This is a genomic window from Peredibacter sp. HCB2-198 (assembly GCF_045999315.1).
Classification (GTDB): domain Bacteria; phylum Bdellovibrionota; class Bacteriovoracia; order Bacteriovoracales; family Bacteriovoracaceae; genus Peredibacter.
In genome coordinates this window covers 1,263,472-1,285,389 of the sequence record NZ_CP174607.1, presented here as the reverse complement: position 1 = coordinate 1,285,389, position 21,918 = coordinate 1,263,472, and the positions used below count along the sequence as shown (strand labels likewise).

Here is a 21,918-nt window from a genome sequence, read left to right as displayed (position 1 = left end):
GTTTCTGCATAAAATTATAAAACAGTTTATCTATATTCAGATACTATTAGCTAGATGAAAAACAAGATTTTAGTCGTGGTTGCTCATTCTGATGATGAAGTTCTAGGTTGCGGAGGCGCCATATCAAAACACGTGGCGAATCAAGACGAAGTTTTCGTCCTTGTTCTCACTGATGGTGAGAGTTCTCGAGGAGAATTTAACATCGAAAAACGTCACGAAGCTTTCCTTAAATCTTGCCACATTTTAGGGATAGAAAATCATTACCATGCAAATCTTAAGGATGGCCAACTAGATACCTATCCTCTCGTTGAAGTTATAAGAATTATCGAGAAGGTCGCAACTGAGTTTGGACCAACGATTGTTTACACTCATAACGAATCCGACCTGAATATTGATCATACCATTACCCATCGAGCAGTAATGACTGCTTTTCGAGGCACTCCGAATTCTATTGTTTCTCAGATATTAACTTTTGAAATTCCATCGAGCGCAGAATGGGCAAATTTCAGAAATCGTTCGCAATTCGTTCCAAATTACTTCATAGAACTAACTGAAAAAGAGTTTAAAACTAAAATGAAAGCTCTTAATTGTTATGCAAATGAGCTTCGGGAATTTCCCCATCCTAGAAGTGAGGAATATCTTGAGGCCTTAGCAAAAGTCAGAGGGGGAAGCGTTGGAGTGAAACTGGCCGAGGCCTTCTTCGCTGAGCGAATTATAATTCGTTCGTAATCCTCAGAACTGCCTCAATAATTCGGGAAATGTCTTCGTCTCTTAGCTTGGTATAGATTGGCAGACTTACAATTTCATCAAAATTTTTCAAAGCGACAGGAAAATCATTCTCTTTTAACTGATATTGTTCCTTCCAGTAAGGCTGAAGATGTAAGGGTATAAAATGGACAGAAGTCCCAATCCCCTCTCCACTCATTCGTTCGATAAAGCGATCTCGATTCTTCACTTTAAGAATATAGAGGTGATGAGCGTGCGTGTCTGAGGTCCTCTCAATATAGGGAATGCATAAATCTTTAAAGGCCTCATTATATCTTCGCGCGATTTCTGCTCGACGGTTCAAGAATTGATCTGCCTTGGCCAGTTGATGAATTCCCAATGAGGCGGAAAGATCATTCATATTGTATTTAAAACCAGGAGCGACGACTGAATAATACCACTTTGGTTTCTCTGAAATATTTCGGTCCCACATGTCTCGATCAAAACCATGCAATCGCATAACTTTCATTCTTTCAGCAAAGCGAGGATTATTAGTAGTGATCATTCCGCCTTCGGCAGTGGAAAGTGTCTTAGTAGCGTAAAAACTGAAAACAGTAATGTCCCCTACGCATCCAATCTTTTTTCCCTTCCATTTGGCAGGAAAAGCATGGGCAGCATCTTCGATGACAAAAAGATCCCGAGATTTTGCTAAATGAAGGATTTTTTCCATATCGCAGGGCTGTCCCGCGATGTGTACTGGAATGATGGCCTTAATTTTATTTCGATCAGGATGAGTGGTCAGGATCTTTTCAATTTGAGTGGGATCAATATTAAAAGTCCGAGCATCAATATCGCAAAAGATTGGATCAGCTTCAAAGTAACGAACAACTTCCGCGGTGGCAGTGAAGGTGTTTACAGGAACAATGACCTTGTCCCCACGCTCTAACCCAATGGCCTCAAGAGCAAGATGCAAACCGCTGGTGGCCGAATTCACAGCAAGGGCAAATTCACATCCAACGTAATTCTTAAAGTCATTCTCAAATCTCTGAGTTTTAGGACCAGCAGTAAGCCAGCCATTGCGAAGAGAATCAACGACTTCATTGATTTCTTCTTCTCCAATATCAGGTAGAGCAAAGGGAATACAATTACCAACCATAATGCTTTATGATCCTTGCGGCCTCACTAGGATAATCCATTGCAAAGGGTGCCACCAATTTAGACCTTGTTACGAATCTTCGATCAAGTAGGTAAAGATCATTAATTGCATCGTTATACATGTAAATGGCGAGATCGGTCTTAGGTCTGAACTCCAAACTCTTAAGATCGACCATCTTAATTTCACCGGTTTTCATATTCTTCACTAGCTTGTGAGACATTTGATTATAGAAAGGAGTAATGGTCTCTTTGGTGTTCTTGTAGGTTTTCACAAAATGTTTACGAATGAATTTTGAATCTTCTTTTGTGAGTCTAGAAATATTTTCCCAGTCGCCAGCATAGTAGCGAAACACAAAGAAGTGAGGAGATTCTTCCAAAAATTCAGGATAGAGAGGGAATTTATTAATATCTTCTCTGAAGAACTGGAACATCCTCGCTACATTATCATCGGTCTTTTTACGAATTTCCGGATTTTGATTGATGACTACGTTATCGGATATTTCCTGATTCACATTATAAGTGTCACCATTCGTGAGAATGAATCTCATGGATTCCTTATGTACATACTTTTTGTCACCAATCCGGATAAAGTGAAACATATCACTTCGGGTAAAACCGGTCCCCTCAGGAACATCTATATTAAAATCAGTTTTAAGATCGGCCTTTGCTTGATGCAGACGTTTGATCTTTTCAAGTCTCAGATATTCACGCATGGTTGTCATACTGGCCTCGTCCGTTTGAAAAATTCAATTTTTTCGCGAATCTTGTCATAATCTTCTCCATGAAGAATATGCTCATGCCAAAAGTAAACATTTCTTAGCTCTTCATCAGTGTAAGTGCTAATTTTGGCGTAACCTTCTCCCACCTGGTATTTTTGGATGGGTCTGATGGGATAGTTTTGTTCGTTGTAGGCCTTATCAATAACGTATTCTTCCAAGAAATACAGGGGCCAGTCGGAACATTTTTCTTTCCAGCGCGCATCACCTTTTGTTTTAGTTATTTCAGAGAGTGCTTCATAGAAGAATTTATAAAACTTGGTTTTTCGATTCGAAATAAGAAAACCAGTATCGAGAGGATTTTTCCAATCATTACCAATTTTCCTTTGGCTTTTACTAGACTCATCGTCATATTGTCCGCAGATCACATAATCATTGTTCAAAACACTGTCTACTAACTCTTGGGGAAGCGGCTTAATGAGTTTCATGTCCAGATCAATATGAATGAGGACATCTTCGCTAAGAGTTTCTTCAAAAATTTTTCCGCACAATGGAACGTTCCAGAAACCTGAAAAAAAGCCGTCAGTTTCAGGGAGAAAGTTCTCAATGTAGGTCACATTGTATTTCTTCATTTCCTCTTTGGTCGTTTCAGAGACGACATTGCGACTTGGGCAATAGGTATAGATGGGAATATCTTTTAACCAGCCACCATTTTCACGCCAGGATTTAAAGCAAAGAACGGCCTCATCCTCATAAAGACGTTTGTGCGAAAAAGTAATGCCTCGTTGGCTATTGATGCAATTTTCATTGCTTTCTATCATCGTGATTAATGCGTAACTCATTTTGTATAATCCAGATATTCATCGTCACGATGGAGGTCGAGAGTACTACAGTGTATTCCTCCGCCGAAGACTTCACAGTTTTCCAATTGGACTTGGGCCACATTGAAGCCATTTGCTTCAAGAAGGCGGGTCACATTGATTGCACTCTCGTTCACCATAACTGTATTTTCATCAATGCTTAGAACATTCACATCCATGCCACGGGTACTTGCGAGCTGAATGTCGAGAGAAGTCATACCTTCTTTGATTTTGATAGGCTTGCCATCATCTTCCGGGAAGAGATAAGTCCAATTCTTGAATTTGGCCGGCATGATGTCGCGGATATTTTTATAGAGCGGATTCACTAGGAAAACGCCCGGTTTTAAGCAAACCAGTACTCCATCAATATGATTATCTGCCACATGCACAACATGGAAATTAGTATTTGGGAAAAAGGACTTTACCCACTCATAACCGAGGTAATGATTATAAGAATTCACGTTAACAATAACGTCAGTTCCGATTCTCAAGAACTGGGCCCCATCAATTGCCATCGTATACTTACGACGGTCGAAGGCAGAATAATCCCGCGGAGAATTCCAGGGAGATAAATCCATAGTATCCGCTACGAGTTTTGTGTGAGGAGGCCTGAACCATCTTCCTCCTTTACCGCCTTCATAGGCCTCATTATAAACACCATAAAGAGAGACATTCTCAAAGTAACGATTAAGAACGTAAGTCGGAGTTTCAATGATGGAATCATTATAAACCAGGGTCACATCACGAACATTGCTGGCAGCCGATAGTTCTGACTTAAAATGAGGGGTGGTGAATGGGATCACCTGATTCAGACGATCCGGGCGATGCACTTTCACTCCCAGTTTTTCAATGGCGTTCGCAAGCTGATCCAGTTGTTCATTACGTTTCACGAGGATGTCGTAGTTTACGTAGTATTCGTTATCGCTGGTCTTTAAACGGTCATATACCGCCTGGTCTAGATTCTCTTGATAAAAGTGCTGAAAAGTGAAGTCGGCTATCCGCTTTTTGAGCTCTAGCTCTCGTCCTACAATAACTTCTTTTAATTTTCCAAAGGATGTATTTGATCGAATCATAAGGCCTTCAAGTCTTCGATGGTGTCGTATCGAAAGTTTCGATAAATGCCACAGTTTAAATTACACTGACGGAGATCCCCGGTTTCTTGATAACGATGGCAAAATTCAGACTGAAATTTCACGAAGTCTTTCAAGAATTGAACTGAATTTTGATATTCGGTAATATTCACCTGTTTTACATCCGTTTTGTGCTTACAGAACGAAACGCAAGGGTAACTTTCCCCATTGCATTCAATATAGAGATTTTTCATGTTTGGGACAAAATCTCGACTGCTCGTCTGGGGAGTATAGAGAATGCTCACATTTCCATTTTTACTTAACTTAACCGGAGGTTTAATTGTCTCAGTCACTTGTGTCGTGTCCCGAAACTGAAGCTCCAGACCAAATTTTTGCATTATTAGTTCGGAAGTTTTTGCGGTCTCATTCTCGTTTAGTTGATGACGTGAATAAATAAGAGATAAATCGGCCTGATGATCGATTAAAAATTGAACATTCTCGAATACGAGATCTAAATTCCCTTTCTTTCGGGTCAATTCATGGATCGAAGACTTGGGGCCATCAATGGCTATCTGAAAGTGAACATTTTTAAGTTTCGGTGTGACTGAAAAGAGCTTTTGTTTGATCTTTTCGCCATTGGTAGAAACATGGACGGTTGAATTAGGAAAACTTTCATTTATTTTAAGCAGGATTTGAGCAATGTCAGGATGCTCAAGCGGTTCACCATTGTTGCCGCATAAAACAAAATGCTTAATATCTATATCTTTAAGAATATTCAGAACGGGCGAGAAATCCATATTTATGGATTTTGACGAGTCAGGATTTAAGCTACTACAACCCGCGCACTGCAAACTGCAGTAGTTGTTCAGACTTAATTCTACTGAATGAATAAATCCTTTTATCTTCATTACAATAATTCACAATCCCAGATATCCAGGAGTTTTTTAGTATTTTTCTCGCAGAATTTGCAACATTCGTGCTGGAAGGCCAGGATTTCCTCGTGACTCCCGCTCCACTGCTTCTCCCGGCTCTCTTCGAGCCAGATATAGCAAGGAAAGACCTTTCCGAACTGGTCAATATGAACTGATTTTTCGAAGACACTTCGGCAATCCATTTCAAATTTCTTCTCATGGCGCTTTTCCCAGTTTTTCTGGGCATGCTTCTCAATTAACTTGTATTTTCCTAGCTTATCATCATGAATAAGAAGTTTATCCAGATTGAACTGGTTCTTATAAATACTGAAATCGCGAGTGAAATAAGTATCGGTTAGGTTGATATGGCTAAATTCGGCCATGATCTCTTTCATGCGTGGGCTTTCGAGGTCGGCCTCATTATAGCCAAATTTAATATGCTGAATGTAGTCGATGCCATACTTGTTGGCCTTACGGAAAGCGCGGGCATTTTCCAAGAGGTTTTCAAGAGAGCAATTCACACGATAAATTTCATGCAGTTCCTGGGTACTGCCACAGACCGAGAAATAAACACTGTCCCTGGCAGTTAGAATTTCGCCAAGCTTGGCCCACCATTCAGGATTGTGAGTGTCTCCATTGGTACAGATTTCAATCGCGATCTCACGTTTTACGAGGTAATGGCACAGATTGAAAAAATGTTTATAAAGAGTTGGCTCGGAGACAGTACCAACAAGGTGGATATACCGGAGATCAGTATATTCATCTAACTGAGTGGTTATTTCATCCAAGTGACGATCATTAAATTTTACCTCAAGGTGCTTATAATTTCGCGCACAAAGAGGGCACTTGGCATTGCAAGAGCCGGTCAGATCAATTTCTAAACGTTCGATTTTATTTTTAGCAAACAAAGTCTAAATCCATTATTTCAATAAATTTTTGTATTCGTTTTTCACACTTAAAGCAGTCTTTAAATTTAAAACTTAGAACTTCTGAATAATCAAAATTTTCTCCGGCGAAGTGACCGGGTCCCTCGTATTCTGCGTGCCCATAACAAGGAGAAATTCGTCCGAACTGATCAATATAGATCTTTTTGTCTCGGAGGCTCATGCATTTAATCACTGGCTTTTCTAATGAACCGGGGGTTGGTTTGATGTTAAAAAGAGCATCAATGGCCCGCTTGCGATCTTCCTCAGGGCGAATGACGTTTTTATCGAATTCTCTAATGTAGGCATTGAGAGTACGTTGTCCTTCGGTATCGACTTTTTTGATTTTACTAAACTGAGAAATAATCGCCTGCATTTCCGGAGAATCAAAGTCGGCGCGATTGTATTCAAACATAATGTGCTGAATATGATCAATCTTATCTTTGTTCGTGGAAGTGAAGGCCTTATGATGACGAAGGATTTCTTCGAGAGAACTTCCAACACGATAAGTTTCATGAAGTTTTTGATTTGAGCCGCAGATGGTGAAATAAACTCGATCATTTGCTGTTAGGATTTCGCCGAGACGGGCCCACCAGGCCTCATTATGAGTGTTTCCGTTTGTAAAAAGTTCGACTGCAATTCCTCTTCCAACCAAATACTCACAAAGCTTAAAGAGGTCTTTATAGAGGGTCGGCTCCGAGATATTTCCGGCCATGTAAAAGATTTCGAGATTCGGGAATTGCTCTAACTGAGCAATAATTTCTTCAACCGGACGAGAATTGGGCCTAATTAAGTGCTGAGCGTGTGCATAGTTACGAGTACATAAGGGACAACGGAGATTACAAGTCCCAGTCAGGTCCATTTCCATCTCTACAATATCAGATTTCTTTAAAATCACTGGAGAGCAACTCATTTAGCCCATCCTTTCCAGACTGTACTTTTCAAGAAGGAAAGTCGTCATGGACTCGCATTCATAACAAAAGTCATAAGTGAACTTATTGATTTTTTCGTAATTTAAATCAAATTTCTCGTTAGTGTTGTAGATCCGATAAAGGAAACATGGATAAATTTCGCCGAACTGATCAATCGCAATAAACTTCGTCTCAAGACTTTTACAGCGCATTTTGCAGCTGATTTCCCCAGTTTTATTCTGAAAATAGCGCTTCTTCGCACTGTCGGAAATGAGCTTATAATGACGAGCAAGGTCCGCCGTCATTTTGATACGATTCGCTTCATCCGGAATAAAACCAAATCTTTCATTATAAGGAAGCGAATCAATGCTTGCATCGTTACTAAAGCGAGACATGATTTCCTGCATGGCCGGACTTTCAAAGTCTTCACGATTGTAATCAAACCTAATGTGCTGAACGTAATCAATGGGATAAGGACATGCGGCCTTAAAAGCAGCGTGATTTTCCAAAACTTTTTTTAGCGAAGAGCCCACACGGTATTTTTCGTGAAGTTCTTGAGTACTTCCACAAACCGTGAAGAACACCTTATCTCGAGGAGAAAGTAATTTTGCGAGTTTTCCCCACCACTCTGGACCATGAACTGAAGCATTTGAATAGATCTCTAATTCAATCTCACGTTTTACGAGGTACGAAATCAGTTCAAAAAAACGCTTATAAAGAGTTGGTTCAGAAATAATGCCGGCCATGCAGCAGTTTTTGATATTAGGATACTCATCCAATTGTTGGATGATTTCCTCAACTGAGCGCTCATTGTATTTAAGAAGGTGTTTTGCATTCACGTAATTGCGAGTACAAAGAGGACAATCGAGATTACAGGTCCCGGTGAGATCTAATTCGATCTCCAAAACATCTTCTTTTTTAAGCTGATGAACCAAGGCCATTCGTTATCCTTCTTGGAATATTTTACCACCGACTAACATTCGGGGTAATGTCCTCTTCTAAATAGCTGAACATCCGTGATCTTATCGCCCAACACCGGATAGACTTCCTGAGTGTTTGCCAACTTATGTTCTACACCATCACAGATGCTAAAAAATTTGCATTCAAAACACTTCTTAGGCTTGGTGTAGGAGTGAACTCTCTGTTCCTTGGCCCGTTTAAAATAATCATCCGCCGTGGCATGTTTTTCTGGAAGGCGATCTACATCATAAGCAATGATGTTCCAATCTCCTCGATCGTAGATATGCTGATAAATTCCTACGACATACTTCTCATACCCCTGCATAAAGCAGAACGGAATGTAGCGAACATTAATTTCGATCTTTTTATCTAAGAGGTCGATGGCCGACTTAATGTGCTGGCTTAGGAATTCATAACTCTCTGGGTTCACCTTTTGAGCATCTTCCCAATAATTCAGAGGCAGGAAATTCATCTGAAAAGGAGCGATGGAATTCACAAGTTCTGCGTACTCTTCCAAATGAGGGGCATTAAAACTCGTAACGGTACAGTTGAGTCTGACTTTGATTCCTAGTTTTTGAGAATTTTTAATTGCCTCGAGCATTTTCTCAAAAGAGCCTTTGCGCTTAACGATGTGAGCATGGCTTTCCGAATTCCAGCCATGAAGACTAAAGAGGAGTTCAGTCAGACCATGTTCCTGAGATTTTTTAAGGAAATCAATATTAGCAAACTTAAAACCATTCGTCAGGGCACTGATATTTTTAAACCCCAATTCTCGACAATAATCTAAAATTTCAAACCAATTACGATGAATACTACTTTCACCACCACTTAAGTCAACTTCAGTCATGCCGAAGTCATAAAGTTTTTTGGCCCGAGCCTTGATCACTTCGACATCAGTTACAACATCCAACTTATCCAGGTAGTAGCAAAAGCTACATTCATAATTACAATGAGTGCCCGTGTCTAGTTTCGCTCTCGTGTTAAAGCGATCATCAAGAACTTTTAAGTTAATGGCGCTAAATTCGTTATAATTCAAATTCGCTCCTTTAAGATACTTACTATATCGTCCGTATCCTTTAAAAAGATCGAATCAAAATCATGATCTAAGTCCCACTTTCTCCAATAGAGACCCTTGTCCTCGTCCCAGTAATCAATATTGTGATAAATCACATCTTTTCCATAGAACTTACATTCAGCGATAAAACGAGGACTACAATCGAACTTACGAGGTACCGGTGTATAAATATAGGTTCCGAATTTTTCAAACAAGTTTTCCACCGGTATATCGACAAACTTCATGCGGGAAGAAAGAGCCACTGGGCGGTTTTCCTTGCTAGTAAGACAAATGAAATCCTGGTTTGGATAAAGATTTAGAAGTTCATCATAGAGTTCATTTGGGATGGCCCGACAGTTCTTTGTCCCATAAAGGAGAAAATCCTTTGTTCCGGGCCCCACTTTTTTATAGCGAGCAAAATTAATTTTCTTTTTGTAGTTAATGCCATTGAAGCATTTCTGATAAACACGGTCGTCTTGAAGGATAAAGACCTTTGGATCTTTATTGTCTTTAATCTCAAAGTCCCCGCAGGCAAAATGAAAGATCTTATCAAAGAAAAGTGTTTTGTCGTGGAGAGAGCGCACTCCCCCATCTGTAAATAAAATATTATTTCCCGATACAAGGGAAGGTCGGTTAGCAAAAACGGTATGCTTTTGCATTTCTTCAAGTTCTTCGAAAGTCAGATCATATTTTGAAAGCGTTGAGGCCTTAAAGGTCTCCCAGTCTATGTCTTCAGCGAGGAAGATTCCCACTCGGAAAAACTTTTTCAGCAACAGATAGTAATCAATCACTTCGAAAGTGTGGCCACAAATGCCGTGATTGTTTGGGCTCCAGGTGTAACTGAGCCACAGATCGTAATTCTTTTTATCCAATTGAAGAATGCGGCCCATGATCTACTCCAAAAAGTCACAGATCATTTTGTCTGTGTGATCTAGGGTATAGTTTCTCAAACCATTTTTCAGTATGTCCTCATAGCGAAGAGCGATGCTGTCTTTAAATTTTGCATTTAACTGGAGAACTATTTTTTTATCATAAAAGAAACATTCCGGAATCAGTCTGTTGTTCGTATCAAAGTCGCTGTGGAAGTAGTACATGGTATCGAAAATCTCGAAAAGATTTGCGTGATGAGTACTCTCCGCTTTTGTGACAACTTCTTTGTGCTGAAGTTCTATCGGAAGTTCGATCTCTTTATAATTATAGCGCCTCGAGCTTACAAAAATTTTCTTACCTGTATTATAAATTGGCCTAAAAATGGAAAAATTTAATTTCAGGGGCGTTTTATGATCAAAATTTTGATAGTCGTAATATCCGTAATAAGTAACATTTTTGGTCGTTGATCTCTCCATACTGTGACTATCGTTAGAGTAACAAAGAATATCGTTTTTAATGAACATATAAGTTCTTTGAAAACTGTGTAGATCTAAGATCAACGTTTTAGTATATGTCGTTTTATATAGTTCAGAAATTGAGTTCAAGGCCTTAACATCATCCAAATAACCTTCAGGTACAACATACCTTTCTCTAAAAATATTCTTCACTATTTCCAGGTCATTCGGAGAAATATTATAGATATTAAAAATGATGTTCGGATCGTTTTGTTTAGCACAGGCAAAATACTCAAAGCAATAGAACAATGTCCCGTTTATTTTTTTATGATTGAGAAAATAATACAGGACGTTCTTCATTAGTATCGCGAGTAATAATCAGATAAGTAATCGTCTGCTAACTTTGTAATCTTGTCTTTATCTGTTTGTTCTAAAACACTCTTACGGAATATTTCGAATTTTTTAAATACTGAAGCAGTACGAGAGAGTTCATCACGATAGTTCAAATAGTCCTCTAACTTTTGGATGAGCTTTTCATCCCCTGTCTCTAAAATAGCAAGATACTTAGATTCCCGATTTTCATCTGTGATAAAAAAACCTTTATCCGCTAACTCGTTATTCAAACAGATAAATCCATAAAATGTTAGTCCACTTAAGTTCGCTAACTCAGGGTTGATTGTAACTCGTACCCGTTTAATGGCATTATCTCTAATAGACTTAATATCATCCTCAGGAGTGGTAATAATTTTTAAGTCCGCAGGTAACACCTCAACGGCCCTAAGTGGTTTGATAATTCTAACTTCTTTCTCTGCCAGGATGGCATCTTTGATTATTTTGGCCGATGAATGAGAGAGCTTGAGAAAGTTTTCTTTTGAATCAGCTGTAGAAAATGAATTTTCAGTAACACCAGTCACATACCAGTAAGATCCTCTGTCTTCAACCGAAGCCACTTCATAAAGCATCATAATTTGGTCCTCAATATTTTTATTTCTTCTTTCAGTAAATTGATTTCGCTTTGTTGTTCTTTCAAAACGCTGACTAATGGAGCAATGAACTGGAGATAATTAACTTGGTAGTATTCACCCTTTTTTTCTTTGGAAACAAAATTATATTCATCTCCGAACGTGTCTAGAATGTCCTGGGCAAGAAAACCAAAGTTTATTTTATCACCTAGATCTTTAATCTCGTTATATCTATATGAACAAGGTTTTAATCCATTGATAATTTCTTTAGGTGTTAGCAATATTGTATCTCTTTCTTAAGTCGTTTATCACTATAGTGGCAGTCACAGTTATTATGACAAGCGCACACATTATTTTCATAACAGTCAGCATGGCAAATGCAGTCCATTCTAATGGCATTATATGCATCGACCAACGGCACGAGGTCAGCAGCACGGATATAACTACCATCAGTTAATCCCAGAGACTCAGACCAACCAGGAATGATATCATCAGCTGGGCCGGGGATAAATTGAGGCGCAGAACTCGGCGGGTATTGAAGAGGATGTCCCACAGGGCCTACATTATCTGCCTCATTTATTTTTTGATAAAGCTGCTGAACTGAATCGTTCGTTATTCGACTACCATAAGGGATAGTCCCAGGATTCAGCGCAGGTAAAGGATTTACAGATGCATAATACGGATGTTGACGCCAACGATTAAGTTCTGCTTGGATTTTATTTCTCAAATCATCAATGTATGACTGTCGAATTATTTGCCCCGCTGGAGGGTAAACAGCAGCATCAGTTACAGGATTACCTGGTTGTCTATGTCCACCACCACAATGGGCAACGCCAGTATTATGATAATTACAATGAGCTCCACTACAAGCCATTCATACTCCTTGAATTTATTTCCTGTACCGCACGATCGATTTCTCCAAAGGTTTTGAAAAAACCACAAAGATTATTTGACCAGTTATCCAACCAGCGATCATAGAAATCTTCTTTCTCACTCTTTTCATGACTTGCTACCGGGCACATCATGCAAGTTGTAGCGACACAATCTACGCAATCTTTAGCTATTTTTGATGTAGGCTTTTCGAAACCCTGAGAAAATGTTTTAAGTTTCTCAACGAAGTCATCGTCGGTAATGTTAGTTGATTTTAGCTCATCTTTTTTTGATGAATAAATAGCACCATGACAAGCGAACAGATCACCGGCCTGATCAATAGCGGCCATATTCATACCGGCACTACAATGCTTTCGATTATCTGAACCACCGAACCAACTACATAAATGACGTCCGTTCTGCTTGAAGAATTCTATTTCATATTTAGCAATTTTCAAAAATTCTTCTCTGAAAACTTTAAGAGCAGAATCTTTTTCTTCTTTTGAGACTTTTGTAACGTAATCAATTGTAGGAGCATAGTTAACCCGTAGCTTTGGATTAACTTTTGAAAGCATACTTTGAATGTCTCTGAACTCTAGCCATGTTGAAGAAAGAGTCTCCATATTTTCAATTGGCAAAGTCGACTTTACATTGACCGAAACTCCCCTTTGAGCAATCAAATATAGGTTGTTCAAAACTTGGTTGCTAGTAATCGTCTTATTTTTGGTAATTCGATACTTATCATTAATCAGTTTACCATCATATGAAACCTGGATATGCAGTTTTGAAGTATCCACATTATCCAGAATTTTATTCATATTATGGATATTGAACGCGTTCGTATAAAGATGAAAATCAATCCTATCTTCATCTTTGTACTTATTCATAATTTCTATAATAAATTTAGGATTCAGAGTGGGCTCACCACCCCAAAAAGAAATGTTCAACATGTCATAATGATGTTGAAACCATTCTTTATTTTCCAATAAAGAATCTATCCTTTTAAATATCACTGGAAGATCATTGTCTAAACGACGCTTATCTACCTTTTCACCCTCAAAGCAATAGGTGCAGCTAAGATCACAAAGAGCAGTTGTAGTAATCTCTAGATTAAAACTGCCTCTTCTACCTTCGTTGTTTCTTACTTCGTCCACGTATTGCATCAGAGACCTACTTTAATATTCATGATCTCATCCATAATACTTTCGAGTCGCTCCCTAGGAACTTTTTCAACCTCAGGTTTAATCACTCCAAGAATTCGATGAGCATCTTCTAACATCATTAGACCGCGAGCTTTATCGACATCCAACATATACTTCCCCGCCTCTGCAAGATGTTCTGCCGATTTATAAAGACTATAGTTTATCTGTTTAAGCGTCATAGATTTCCCTTTGCATATACTCACGAAAAGTAGAATTGCCGTTGAGCTCTTTCACCATTCGGATAAGTTCTGAATAAATATGTTTGTAGATGTCACATAACTCTACAATCGGTCCTTCATTTTTGATGTTTTCGAAAAGGCAGCCTTTCTTGCAGTAATTTTTAACGTCACAGCTTTCACACTCCTTCATAAGTTTATATTCAGGAATTTTGGCGATCATGCTGTTGTCATCTTTGAAACGGTTGCAAGGAATAAGCTTGTTTTCGGAAAAAGAGAAATAATGGTCTCCTGCCCCACAGAAATCCACGCGCACTCTTTTAGAGGTATAAAGGATGATGTGGTAGAGATAATGGTGAATGAGGCCCGGAACTTCGACAGAATCGGCATTAGCGATGTACCAGTTTACCAGCTCAGAGAAACCAATGTTGAATTTTTGAACTGCTTCCTGGTCCCAAATACCAACATCTCGGACGAGTGTAAGATCAGGATTAATCCCCAAGAGCTCTGTGATAAACAGATGGTTTTCGAGCAAGTTATAATTTCCCCTTGAGACCATTGTGTGGCATTCAAGGTCCGGAATTTTCTTAAATAGATCACGCTTTTCAATGTAGTGCTTAAGAGATCCAGTTGAATTGTGCTGAGGACGATTTAAATCCTGCCAGAGGCCATCGAAAGACAATGAAACCCGAAAGTTATTTTTTACCAAGTAATCAACACGTTCTTCATTGAGAAGAAGTCCGTTAGTGGGCATGAAAAGCTGGTTACCATCTTTTTTAATTTCTTCTGTGATCCTTTGAACCAAGTCCCATTGAAGCAGCGGTTCCCCACCGAAGAAATCAATTTGAAATCTCTCATTTGGATATTCAGATTTTTTCTTACGATATTGCTGAAGAAAGAGCTCGGGATCAATCCGCTTTTTGGATAGCTTATCCACATTGCAGTAGGTGCAATTTAAATTACATTGCTCTGACAAAGCGATGGACATGACAATCATTCGTGATTTACCAATTTAAATTTTCCCTCTAGAAAATTCTGCCTGTGCCATCACAAATGTTCTAGCGATTAATTAGGATTCACTTAATTTTAAGGTTAAAAAAAGGCTGTGACTCGAGGCAAAACCCCTCTATCTGTCAATACTTCGAAGGAAAAGTGTGTTTACGGGGATGAACATCCGCTAGAGAGCAAAAAAAAGGGCCGGATTTCTCCGGCCCTAGTGGCTTAGTTGTTTTTTGGGAAAGGAGCTGGGTTTGTGTTGTACCCGAACTCTTGAACCAGTTTTCTTACTGCGCGAATCTGGCGTTTAGGATCGTTGTCTAGAACACCATCTACTGCAGGGATCAGGTTACCACTTCCATCATCCCAGAAAGCTGGCATTGATGTGTATGGGAGGAACGACTGAGGATTTGTGATCCAAGCGTCCATGAATGCTGGACGTAGACGTTTCTTCGCATAGTGAAGATTCGGTGCCTGAGGAGCATCGCTGTTGAATCCAAGAGTGTGACATGTAGTACATGCTAGCTCGTTCCAGATTCTCTGAGCGGCCTCTTTCTCACCTGGTTCCCACTCAACTGTTTGTGGAGCTTCATATGTAGGCTGGTCTGAACCACCCTGGAAGCCGGCAATTAGTTTGTTAAGCTCGTCATGCTTGAAGTTGAATGTAGGCATTCTTACTTTCACGTATGGACGAATTGGGTGAACGTTCTGAAGGAAGTCATACAACCAATCAGTTTGAACACGTAGACCCTCTTTAGTTAAATAAGGAGGACCGTAGTTTTGATCATCGAAAGCTTCAGATAGTTTACCGCCGATACCATCAATTTTGTGACAGCCGTAACAGTTATACTGGTTAGCTACTTTCATACCTTCATAGTACTGCTTCTCACCAGCTGATAGACGCTTCATACCAGCTAGAGGAACTTTATCAGACACTAGACCAAGAATCACACCAACCATTGAATCTACTTCTTCATCTGTTAGATAGAAGTTAGGCATACGGTTAAGGTCTTTGAATGGCTTAGGTACACCAATGTCCCAGATACGCGGAGTTTTCAAGTGCTGAGTGATCCACGCCTGACGAGTATGAGGCACTTGTTTCTGCTGACCGAAACCGAATTGTTCGATTGGTTTAGAACCTTCTTTTGTAAGCTCTGGACCAATTTGAGGTAGATCACCTTCGAAACCGTTGATGTTGTGACAAGAGTAACAACCATATTTATTGATTGAACGCTTACCAAGCTCCATCGTTCTTTCAGCATCGCTTAGTTTTTCTAGTTTACCTTGAGCAGCTTTCACAGTTTCGAAAGCTGAGAAGTAATCAACTAGGATTTCATCACGTACTTTCTTATCAATTTCAGGGAACTGAAGTTCAGCAAAACGCTGGTTCTTCAGGCTCATTAAGTAAGTAGCGATATCATTTGCTTCACCATCAGTTAGACGGAATGAAGGCATTGCTGTGTCTTCTTGGTAGTGAGATGGCTTCTTCAACCATGAAACTAGCCAGTCAGGATCTACTTTAGAACCAACACCAGTAAGGTATGTTCCTTTCTTAGCTCCAACTGCGTTCCATTTGTCATCGATTCCTTCAACCATGTGACAGCCTACGCAACCAATAGTCTCGATAAGCTCTTTACCTTTAGCTGCGTTACCGGCCGAATATTTTTGGAACGGCTTGTACTCGCGAGAAGTTTGGTAAATGTATTCGGCCATAGCGTTAACTTCGGCCATGTTCTTAGCTCTGAACTCAGGAGTTGAGTTGTTTTCCTGGTTAAAGAAAGAAGGCATTTTAGACTTAGGATTGAAAGTCTTAGGAGACCAAATCCAGTTCTTAACGAATTCTTTCGAAACTTTACCAGAAATCTTTTGAAGAGAAGGACCTGGTTTCTTAAGGTGCTGCCAGCCTTCGATCTTGTGACAAGCGTAACAACCGTAGTTCTCAATCAGCTGACGACCATGGTTAAGCTTGTCGGCCATTGGAATACGTTCTTGTTCTTTGTGACACTTCATACACATACCTTCTGCGTATTGAAGTGGGATCATCGGCTGAGGAATTTTGTGTGGCTCATGCCAGTGATATTTTTCTTTCCACTCTTTCATCTGCTCAGCGTTCTGAGGGATGTGAGCAGGAGAATTGAAATCGTTTACACGGTCACCAACACCGCCGTGACAAGAAGTACAACCGAAGTCCTTGATTGGGTGAGCAGAGCTTACACCAACAGCAAGTGTATCAACTTTCGGGTGGGTCTTATAAGGGTTCGCTTGATCTTCGTAGCCCGGCTTATCAATGAATACGTGACAAGTCGTACAACGGTCGATCTTAGGAACTTGTTGGAAATAGAAATCGTTAGTCGCTTTTTGAATAACGAACTGACGGATTTTGATTGTTGGATCTAGGTAATCAATGAAAGGAGCGTTACGAAGTGCCCAGATTGGATTCTTCTCAGTCGAAGCAAGGGCAGTCAGCATTCTTTCTTTATCGCCAACCATGTTCTTAAGTTCTTTCTCGGCCGCAGTTTTAGTGGCCATGATAGCTTTAAGTTCTTCGTTAGCGGCAGCTTCTTGAGCTTGAAGACCTTTCAGATGGTCCTTACCTTCAATTTCTTTTCTCTTAGACTCATCGAACTTAACTTTAAGTTTCTTCGCGTCTTCTGGATGATTTTCCATCATCGCGTGCTCATACTTAAATTGAAGTTCTGCCGCTTTAGATCCGTTCACACCATTTACCATGTTCTGAACGTAGATCTCGCGCTGAATCTCAGTGATCTTATCGTTGATTTTTTTAATTTGCTCTTCGTGAGCTGCTAGACCTTTCTCGGCCGCTGCAATTTGGTCCTTAATTTCTTTAAGCTTTTTGCCATCAGTAGATCCATCGATCAACTTGATCTTTTCTTGGATCTTTTGTTTTTCGATATCAAGAGCTTTAACTTGTACAGCTTTCCAAGGACGGATGTAGTCATCGAAGACCATCCAAATCACAACTAAGAGGAAAACTACGGAAACAACAGCAAAGACCTTATTCAGGACTTTAGTGTCATATGCCATTCCAGGTTCACGTTTCATTTAGAGCTGCCTTATATAATAACGATTAAAGGTTTAATTCAAATTCCGGCATTGCCACGATGTACTTCAGAGTAAAGAACCAACGGAGGTACATCTTAAGTGGAAGTAGCGCCATTCCTAATAGTAGGAACACCATCAAGTAGTAACGGATAGCACCCATACGTGGAAGGTACTTATAACCCCACTTCTTAGTGATAAACGGTACCGAAGCAACACAGTAAACACCCATGAACAGGATACCTACGATTTCGCGTAGGAAAATGTTCTTAGGTAATCCCATATTCAAAAGCTTGATCCAGAAATATTCAGATAAGTTAACGTTGTTTTCGGCCACAACTTTGTGGAAGTCCCAGTACTCAAACGGACCATAGAACGTCCAGTTTGGACCACGTAGGAACGTACCTACTTGGATCAGGTAAACCCAAAGTGCAAGCCATCCAAAGAGGAAGCCCGCGATGGCGAATTTTCTTTCTTTAAATGTGTAGTAACCGTTTCCTTTCGGGTTGATGTCAATGAAAGGAATCGCGATAAGACCAACGATAATAAAACCAGGAAGTACCACACCCGCCATCCATGGATCAAAGTATACAAGCATTTCTTGTAGACCAAGGAAGTACCAAGGAGCTTTTGCTGGGTTTGGTGCCCAAGTTGGGTTGGCCGGTTCTTCTAGAGGAGCTTTGAAGAAGATCGCCCATACAATAAGGAAGATCGTACAAAGAATACCGCAGAAAAGTTCTGTATAAACAAGGTTTGGCCATGCCCATACTTTTTCACGGTTCTCAGGAGTACCTTCGATCGGCTGCTCGCCTTTCTCGATACGAAGATCGTTTTGATGACCTCTATAAAGAGCATACCAAGTTGACCAGAAAACAAGACCGTTCAGGATAATGATAGGAATGTTATCTGGAAGAGAAATTACTGAGAAGAACACCGGATCTGTAACCATCCAACCGAAGATGGCCAGTACGCCGATAAGTAGTGCAAGACCGAACTTCTTCGTACCTACGATATCAATTCTTTTCATTGCAACAGCAAAGAGAATGATAAACGCAGTAAACGAGTAAAGAGGATCGGAAAGGTAGTTAATCGCTGCCTTAATCATATGTTTCCTATTCTTTCTTTATAGTGGAGCTGAAATTCCGCCGTCTTTACGTACGCGCCAGAAGTGAACTGCAATTAGGATTGCAACAACTAGTGGGATGAATACGCAGTGGAGGATGTAGAAACGAAGCAGAGCTGCTTCACCTACGAAACGACCACCAAGAAGCTGGAAACGAACGTCGTTTTTATCAGATACCATAACGAAGTCACCGATCTTAGCTAGGGCAGCACCTGGACCACCGTGACCTGCGAACGGAGTTGCTTTCGCCATGTTCGAACCTACGGTAATCGCCCAAATTGCGAGCTGATCCCAAGGAAGTAGATATCCTGTGAACGACAGAAGCATTGTAAGAATAAGAAGAACTACACCCACACCCCAGTTGAACTCGCGAGGTGGTTTGTATGAACCAGTCATGAATACACGGAACATGTGAATCCATACGGTGATAACCATTAAGTGGGCGCCCCAACGGTGAAGCTCACGCATGATCCCGAGAGGTACGTGTTCGCGAAGACCGATGATGTCTGTGAATGCGTATTCAGCAGTTGGACGGTAGTAGAACATAAGAAGTACGCCTGTCACTGTTAGTGCAAGGAACACGAAAAATGTAAGACCACCCATACACCAAGTATAACCTAACTGAACGCCTGATTTTTTAAGCTTGATTGGGTGAAGGTGAAGAAACACGTTACCGGCAACTACAGCAGCACGGTTACGAGCATTGTTTGGTGGACCATGACGGAAAATCGCTTTCCATACCTGGGTATTAGCAACTTTTTTAGCAAAACCTTCTGACATATATATCCTCTACTAATTAAACTTCGATGAAAGCGTCTTGGTTGTTCCATTCACCTTTCTCGTAACGGAACACTTTTGTCTTATCTACGATGATTTTCCCCTCTGGGTTTCTTGAAATTTTGAAACGCTCTAGAGGACGAGGTGCTGGACCTTCGAAGTTAATACCGTTCGGATAGTAACCAGAACCGTGACAAGGACATTTGAATTTTGATTCAGCAGGAAGCCAGGTTGGAATACAACCTAAGTGAGTACAGATGTTCGACATGGCAACAAGACGACCGTCTTTTTTGTAGATCCAAACACCGAAACCGTTTTTCCAACGCTCATCTACACCTTCAGCGTAGTCATCAGGGAAACCAGCAATGAAATCCATCGCAGGTTCGAACACAACGTTTGGATAAAGATATCTAAAGATTAAGCTTGCGAAACCAGCAGTGGCAGCACCGAAAGTGATCCAACCAACAGCAAGAAAGCTAAAGAACTCGCGGCGGTTTAGACTGGTTTTTGTCTCTTCACTCATGAGAGATTCTCCGGAAATAAAAAATTCTAGGCCAAAAATTTGGCGCTAGAAATGGGGGCTATTTGTTTTCACCCATTATGGGTGTAAACTTCTAATTTTTCAATACTTTTAGAACCTGTTTTGCTTTTGTCGTGACCTTCACGTTTGTGTCGTCTTGTTCGACTTTTTCAACCAGTTTCAACAAATCATTCCATTTGGATTTTTCCAAATTTTCCAAAACGTTTACTTTTAGGCCTTCAACCTGAGCACCGTTTAGTTCCCCAGCTTGCGCCACGTCATATCTTAAGTTAAGGATCTCTTCTAGCACTGGAATAGCATCAATAGACTTGTACTGGATTAAAACAATTGCTGCTGAGTATCGTAATGTTTTTTCAGGTGAAGTTAGTAAAGAATGCGCCTTTTCCTGCGTGGTTGGGCGATTGTGCGCCGCCATCGTTAAAAGCGCCACTTGTTTAAGACCTGGATCAGTATCTTGCTGGAGCAGAGCTTCAATTTTATCCCATTGAATGGCAGCCCCCGGTGACATGTTCCCCAAAGAAACAACTGCGTTAAACTTAACCTGAGGATCCTGATCCTCTAGTGCAGCGTTTAAAACATTCAATGCCAAAGGATTGTTCAAGCTACCAAGAGCTAGCACAACAAAATTTCTTGTACGTGAGTCAACTGACTCTTTATAAACACGGCTAAGGTTTTCAATCACCCATGGCATATCTTCGGCCGGAATTTTTTGGCCAGCTAAAAACTTTGATAGCTCATAAGCGGCCACCCAACGGTTACCGAAAGTCTTAGAGTTCATCTCTTCAACTAGGTCACGATGGTTCTTACCAGTAGAAAGCATCTTGGTTACGCCAAAGATAATAAGACCACCAACGAGAACGATGGCGATAGGTACAGCGATACCCGAAAGTGGCGAACTCTCGAGCATTTTTTTTGCAGGAGCTTGGTTGCCCTGATTTTGTTCGGACATTTGATTTCCTTATGACGAAAAAGGCGGTAAATGTACGGGGGAAATTAACAAAATGAAGCTCAAATTGGAAGTGTAATGGCCTATCTTCTGCGTTTTTTATTAGTGGTTATGGTTCTTGGGATTGCCCTCACAGCGACGGTGGCCCTGGGATGGATTAATATTGATTTTGGTCACATTCAATTGGCCATTCCGACCTTCATGTATGTGATTTTTATTCAAGCATTCGTGATGTTCTATTTTATTGGTGTGGCGAGATTGGTGGAAAATGTTTGGAACGCCTTAAACAGTGAGGCCAATCTTTCAGAATTATTTGATGAACCACCTCAAGACCTTGAACCATACAAAAAGAAAGTGGCCCGTTATGTTCACGAGTCGCAACTTTGTAAGCGCCAAACTATTCCATGGACCATGCTGATGCTAATTCTGGGAACAATTGCCTTTCTCCTTGGTGGAGCACACGATACGGGTCTTGTAACTAAGGTCGTTCACTCAGGTGTTGCTTATGGATTTATCGCGGCGATGCTGATTGGTTTTGTTCGCCAATGGGTCTACCTCGGTAAGAGCCATAAATTATTGGGCGAGATGAAGGCTCTTTTCGGGATGTCTCGCGACGCTATGTAGTTGATTTTACAATTTAAATAGGGGGCCATATATAGATGTAAGCCTTGCCCC

At 40.4% G+C, this 21,918-nt stretch carries 24 protein-coding genes; 2 read left to right on the top strand and 22 right to left on the bottom strand.

Annotation, left to right across the window (positions count from 1 at the left end; genetic code table 11):
- Window positions 1–54 precede the first annotated feature (54 nt).
- On the top strand, window positions 55–729 hold the full coding sequence (locus tag ACJVC5_RS06565; protein ID WP_408098572.1) for a PIG-L deacetylase family protein: 675 nt from the start codon (window positions 55–57) through the stop codon (window positions 727–729).
- Here ACJVC5_RS06565 and ACJVC5_RS06560 read toward each other — a convergent pair.
- From ACJVC5_RS06560 to ACJVC5_RS06455, 22 genes are all read right to left on the bottom strand, one after another.
- Window positions 713–1,861 (bottom strand): DegT/DnrJ/EryC1/StrS family aminotransferase, encoded by a 1,149-nt coding sequence (locus ACJVC5_RS06560; RefSeq protein ID WP_408098571.1) that lies wholly within the window; start codon window positions 1,859–1,861, stop codon window positions 713–715. The two genes, ACJVC5_RS06565 and ACJVC5_RS06560, sit on opposite strands and share 17 nt — an antisense overlap.
- On the bottom strand, window positions 1,851–2,582 hold the full coding sequence (locus ACJVC5_RS06555) for a hypothetical protein (RefSeq protein ID WP_408098570.1): 732 nt from the start codon (window positions 2,580–2,582) through the stop codon (window positions 1,851–1,853). Before ACJVC5_RS06555 ends, ACJVC5_RS06560 begins: the two co-directional genes overlap by 11 nt.
- Window positions 2,579–3,418: a hypothetical protein gene (locus ACJVC5_RS06550; protein WP_408098569.1), complete on the bottom strand. Its 840-nt coding sequence runs from the start codon at window positions 3,416–3,418 to the stop codon at window positions 2,579–2,581. The genes ACJVC5_RS06555 and ACJVC5_RS06550 overlap by 4 nt, the downstream gene beginning before the upstream one ends.
- On the bottom strand, window positions 3,415–4,509 hold the full coding sequence (locus ACJVC5_RS06545; protein ID WP_408098568.1) for a hypothetical protein: 1,095 nt from the start codon (window positions 4,507–4,509) through the stop codon (window positions 3,415–3,417). The genes ACJVC5_RS06550 and ACJVC5_RS06545 overlap by 4 nt, the downstream gene beginning before the upstream one ends.
- Window positions 4,506–5,414, bottom strand: coding sequence for a radical SAM protein (locus ACJVC5_RS06540; protein WP_408098567.1), 909 nt, complete (start codon window positions 5,412–5,414; stop codon window positions 4,506–4,508). The genes ACJVC5_RS06545 and ACJVC5_RS06540 overlap by 4 nt, the downstream gene beginning before the upstream one ends.
- Window positions 5,414–6,325, bottom strand: a complete 912-nt coding sequence (locus tag ACJVC5_RS06535) for a radical SAM protein (RefSeq protein ID WP_408098566.1) — start codon at window positions 6,323–6,325, stop codon at window positions 5,414–5,416. The genes ACJVC5_RS06540 and ACJVC5_RS06535 overlap by 1 nt, the downstream gene beginning before the upstream one ends.
- Window positions 6,315–7,253, bottom strand: a complete 939-nt coding sequence (locus tag ACJVC5_RS06530) for a radical SAM protein (RefSeq protein ID WP_408098565.1) — start codon at window positions 7,251–7,253, stop codon at window positions 6,315–6,317. Before ACJVC5_RS06530 ends, ACJVC5_RS06535 begins: the two co-directional genes overlap by 11 nt.
- Window positions 7,254–8,192, bottom strand: a complete 939-nt coding sequence (locus tag ACJVC5_RS06525) for a radical SAM protein (protein ID WP_408098564.1) — start codon at window positions 8,190–8,192, stop codon at window positions 7,254–7,256.
- A gap of 32 nt (window positions 8,193–8,224) precedes the next feature.
- Window positions 8,225–9,247: a radical SAM protein gene (locus tag ACJVC5_RS06520; RefSeq protein ID WP_408098563.1), complete on the bottom strand. Its 1,023-nt coding sequence runs from the start codon at window positions 9,245–9,247 to the stop codon at window positions 8,225–8,227.
- Window positions 9,244–10,155 carry a hypothetical protein gene (locus ACJVC5_RS06515; RefSeq protein WP_408098562.1) on the bottom strand — a complete coding sequence of 304 codons (912 nt, stop codon included), beginning with the start codon at window positions 10,153–10,155 and terminating at the stop codon, window positions 9,244–9,246. The genes ACJVC5_RS06520 and ACJVC5_RS06515 overlap by 4 nt, the downstream gene beginning before the upstream one ends.
- A gap of 3 nt (window positions 10,156–10,158) precedes the next feature.
- Window positions 10,159–10,950: a hypothetical protein gene (locus ACJVC5_RS06510; RefSeq protein ID WP_408098561.1), complete on the bottom strand. Its 792-nt coding sequence runs from the start codon at window positions 10,948–10,950 to the stop codon at window positions 10,159–10,161.
- Window positions 10,950–11,555, bottom strand: coding sequence for a hypothetical protein (locus ACJVC5_RS06505; RefSeq protein ID WP_408098560.1), 606 nt, complete (start codon window positions 11,553–11,555; stop codon window positions 10,950–10,952). The genes ACJVC5_RS06510 and ACJVC5_RS06505 overlap by 1 nt, the downstream gene beginning before the upstream one ends.
- Entirely contained in the window at window positions 11,552–11,833 is a 282-nt protein-coding gene (locus tag ACJVC5_RS06500; protein WP_408098559.1) for a tail fiber domain-containing protein, read from the bottom strand. The genes ACJVC5_RS06505 and ACJVC5_RS06500 overlap by 4 nt, the downstream gene beginning before the upstream one ends.
- On the bottom strand, window positions 11,827–12,426 hold the full coding sequence (locus ACJVC5_RS06495) for a hypothetical protein (RefSeq protein WP_408098558.1): 600 nt from the start codon (window positions 12,424–12,426) through the stop codon (window positions 11,827–11,829). Before ACJVC5_RS06495 ends, ACJVC5_RS06500 begins: the two co-directional genes overlap by 7 nt.
- The gene (locus ACJVC5_RS06490) at window positions 12,416–13,585 is read right to left on the bottom strand and encodes a radical SAM protein (RefSeq protein ID WP_408098557.1); all 1,170 of its coding nucleotides are present in this window, start codon (window positions 13,583–13,585) and stop codon (window positions 12,416–12,418) included. The genes ACJVC5_RS06495 and ACJVC5_RS06490 overlap by 11 nt, the downstream gene beginning before the upstream one ends.
- The gene (locus tag ACJVC5_RS06485) at window positions 13,585–13,803 is read right to left on the bottom strand and encodes a hypothetical protein (protein ID WP_408098556.1); all 219 of its coding nucleotides are present in this window, start codon (window positions 13,801–13,803) and stop codon (window positions 13,585–13,587) included. Before ACJVC5_RS06485 ends, ACJVC5_RS06490 begins: the two co-directional genes overlap by 1 nt.
- The gene (locus tag ACJVC5_RS06480; RefSeq protein ID WP_408098555.1) at window positions 13,793–14,788 is read right to left on the bottom strand and encodes a radical SAM protein; all 996 of its coding nucleotides are present in this window, start codon (window positions 14,786–14,788) and stop codon (window positions 13,793–13,795) included. Before ACJVC5_RS06480 ends, ACJVC5_RS06485 begins: the two co-directional genes overlap by 11 nt.
- A gap of 233 nt (window positions 14,789–15,021) precedes the next feature.
- Window positions 15,022–17,859, bottom strand: coding sequence for a c-type cytochrome (locus tag ACJVC5_RS06475; protein WP_408098554.1), 2,838 nt, complete (start codon window positions 17,857–17,859; stop codon window positions 15,022–15,024).
- 25 nt (window positions 17,860–17,884) lie between these two features.
- On the bottom strand, window positions 17,885–18,961 hold the full coding sequence (locus tag ACJVC5_RS06470; protein WP_408098553.1) for a cytochrome C: 1,077 nt from the start codon (window positions 18,959–18,961) through the stop codon (window positions 17,885–17,887).
- 18 nt (window positions 18,962–18,979) lie between these two features.
- Window positions 18,980–19,759: a cytochrome b N-terminal domain-containing protein gene (locus ACJVC5_RS06465; RefSeq protein ID WP_321396453.1), complete on the bottom strand. Its 780-nt coding sequence runs from the start codon at window positions 19,757–19,759 to the stop codon at window positions 18,980–18,982.
- Window positions 19,760–19,775: 16 nt separating this feature from the next.
- Window positions 19,776–20,279, bottom strand: a complete 504-nt coding sequence (locus ACJVC5_RS06460) for a ubiquinol-cytochrome c reductase iron-sulfur subunit (RefSeq protein ID WP_408098552.1) — start codon at window positions 20,277–20,279, stop codon at window positions 19,776–19,778.
- A 91-nt stretch (window positions 20,280–20,370) separates the two neighbouring features.
- A complete protein-coding gene (locus tag ACJVC5_RS06455) occupies window positions 20,371–21,246 on the bottom strand; it encodes a HEAT repeat domain-containing protein (protein WP_408098551.1) in 876 nt (291 codons plus the stop codon).
- 75 nt (window positions 21,247–21,321) lie between these two features.
- On the opposite strand from ACJVC5_RS06455, the gene ACJVC5_RS06450 reads away from it, so the two are divergent.
- Window positions 21,322–21,867: a hypothetical protein gene (locus ACJVC5_RS06450; RefSeq protein ID WP_408098550.1), complete on the top strand. Its 546-nt coding sequence runs from the start codon at window positions 21,322–21,324 to the stop codon at window positions 21,865–21,867.
- Window positions 21,868–21,918: the final 51 nt, after the last annotated feature.

Excerpts from the sequence above, each read along its gene's own strand:
- ACJVC5_RS06565 (WP_408098572.1), top strand. The coding sequence starts at position 55 with ATGAAAAACAAGATTTTAGTCGTGGTTGCTCATTCTGATGATGAAGTT.
- ACJVC5_RS06560 (WP_408098571.1), bottom strand. The coding sequence starts at position 1,861 with ATGGTTGGTAATTGTATTCCCTTTGCTCTACCTGATATTGGAGAAGAA.
- ACJVC5_RS06555 (WP_408098570.1), bottom strand. The coding sequence starts at position 2,582 with ATGACAACCATGCGTGAATATCTGAGACTTGAAAAGATCAAACGTCTG.
- ACJVC5_RS06550 (WP_408098569.1), bottom strand. The coding sequence starts at position 3,418 with ATGAGTTACGCATTAATCACGATGATAGAAAGCAATGAAAATTGCATC.
- ACJVC5_RS06545 (WP_408098568.1), bottom strand. The coding sequence starts at position 4,509 with ATGATTCGATCAAATACATCCTTTGGAAAATTAAAAGAAGTTATTGTA.
- ACJVC5_RS06540 (WP_408098567.1), bottom strand. The coding sequence starts at position 5,414 with ATGAAGATAAAAGGATTTATTCATTCAGTAGAATTAAGTCTGAACAAC.
- ACJVC5_RS06530 (WP_408098565.1), bottom strand. The coding sequence starts at position 7,253 with ATGAGTTGCTCTCCAGTGATTTTAAAGAAATCTGATATTGTAGAGATG.
- ACJVC5_RS06525 (WP_408098564.1), bottom strand. The coding sequence starts at position 8,192 with ATGGCCTTGGTTCATCAGCTTAAAAAAGAAGATGTTTTGGAGATCGAA.
- ACJVC5_RS06515 (WP_408098562.1), bottom strand. The coding sequence starts at position 10,155 with ATGGGCCGCATTCTTCAATTGGATAAAAAGAATTACGATCTGTGGCTC.
- ACJVC5_RS06510 (WP_408098561.1), bottom strand. The coding sequence starts at position 10,950 with ATGAAGAACGTCCTGTATTATTTTCTCAATCATAAAAAAATAAACGGG.
- ACJVC5_RS06505 (WP_408098560.1), bottom strand. The coding sequence starts at position 11,555 with ATGATGCTTTATGAAGTGGCTTCGGTTGAAGACAGAGGATCTTACTGG.
- ACJVC5_RS06495 (WP_408098558.1), bottom strand. The coding sequence starts at position 12,426 with ATGGCTTGTAGTGGAGCTCATTGTAATTATCATAATACTGGCGTTGCC.
- ACJVC5_RS06490 (WP_408098557.1), bottom strand. The coding sequence starts at position 13,585 with ATGCAATACGTGGACGAAGTAAGAAACAACGAAGGTAGAAGAGGCAGT.
- ACJVC5_RS06485 (WP_408098556.1), bottom strand. The coding sequence starts at position 13,803 with ATGACGCTTAAACAGATAAACTATAGTCTTTATAAATCGGCAGAACAT.
- ACJVC5_RS06480 (WP_408098555.1), bottom strand. The coding sequence starts at position 14,788 with ATGTCCATCGCTTTGTCAGAGCAATGTAATTTAAATTGCACCTACTGC.
- ACJVC5_RS06475 (WP_408098554.1), bottom strand. The coding sequence starts at position 17,859 with ATGAAACGTGAACCTGGAATGGCATATGACACTAAAGTCCTGAATAAG.
- ACJVC5_RS06470 (WP_408098553.1), bottom strand. The coding sequence starts at position 18,961 with ATGATTAAGGCAGCGATTAACTACCTTTCCGATCCTCTTTACTCGTTT.
- ACJVC5_RS06465 (WP_321396453.1), bottom strand. The coding sequence starts at position 19,759 with ATGTCAGAAGGTTTTGCTAAAAAAGTTGCTAATACCCAGGTATGGAAA.
- ACJVC5_RS06460 (WP_408098552.1), bottom strand. The coding sequence starts at position 20,279 with ATGAGTGAAGAGACAAAAACCAGTCTAAACCGCCGCGAGTTCTTTAGC.
- ACJVC5_RS06455 (WP_408098551.1), bottom strand. The coding sequence starts at position 21,246 with ATGTCCGAACAAAATCAGGGCAACCAAGCTCCTGCAAAAAAAATGCTC.
- ACJVC5_RS06450 (WP_408098550.1), top strand. The coding sequence starts at position 21,322 with ATGGCCTATCTTCTGCGTTTTTTATTAGTGGTTATGGTTCTTGGGATT.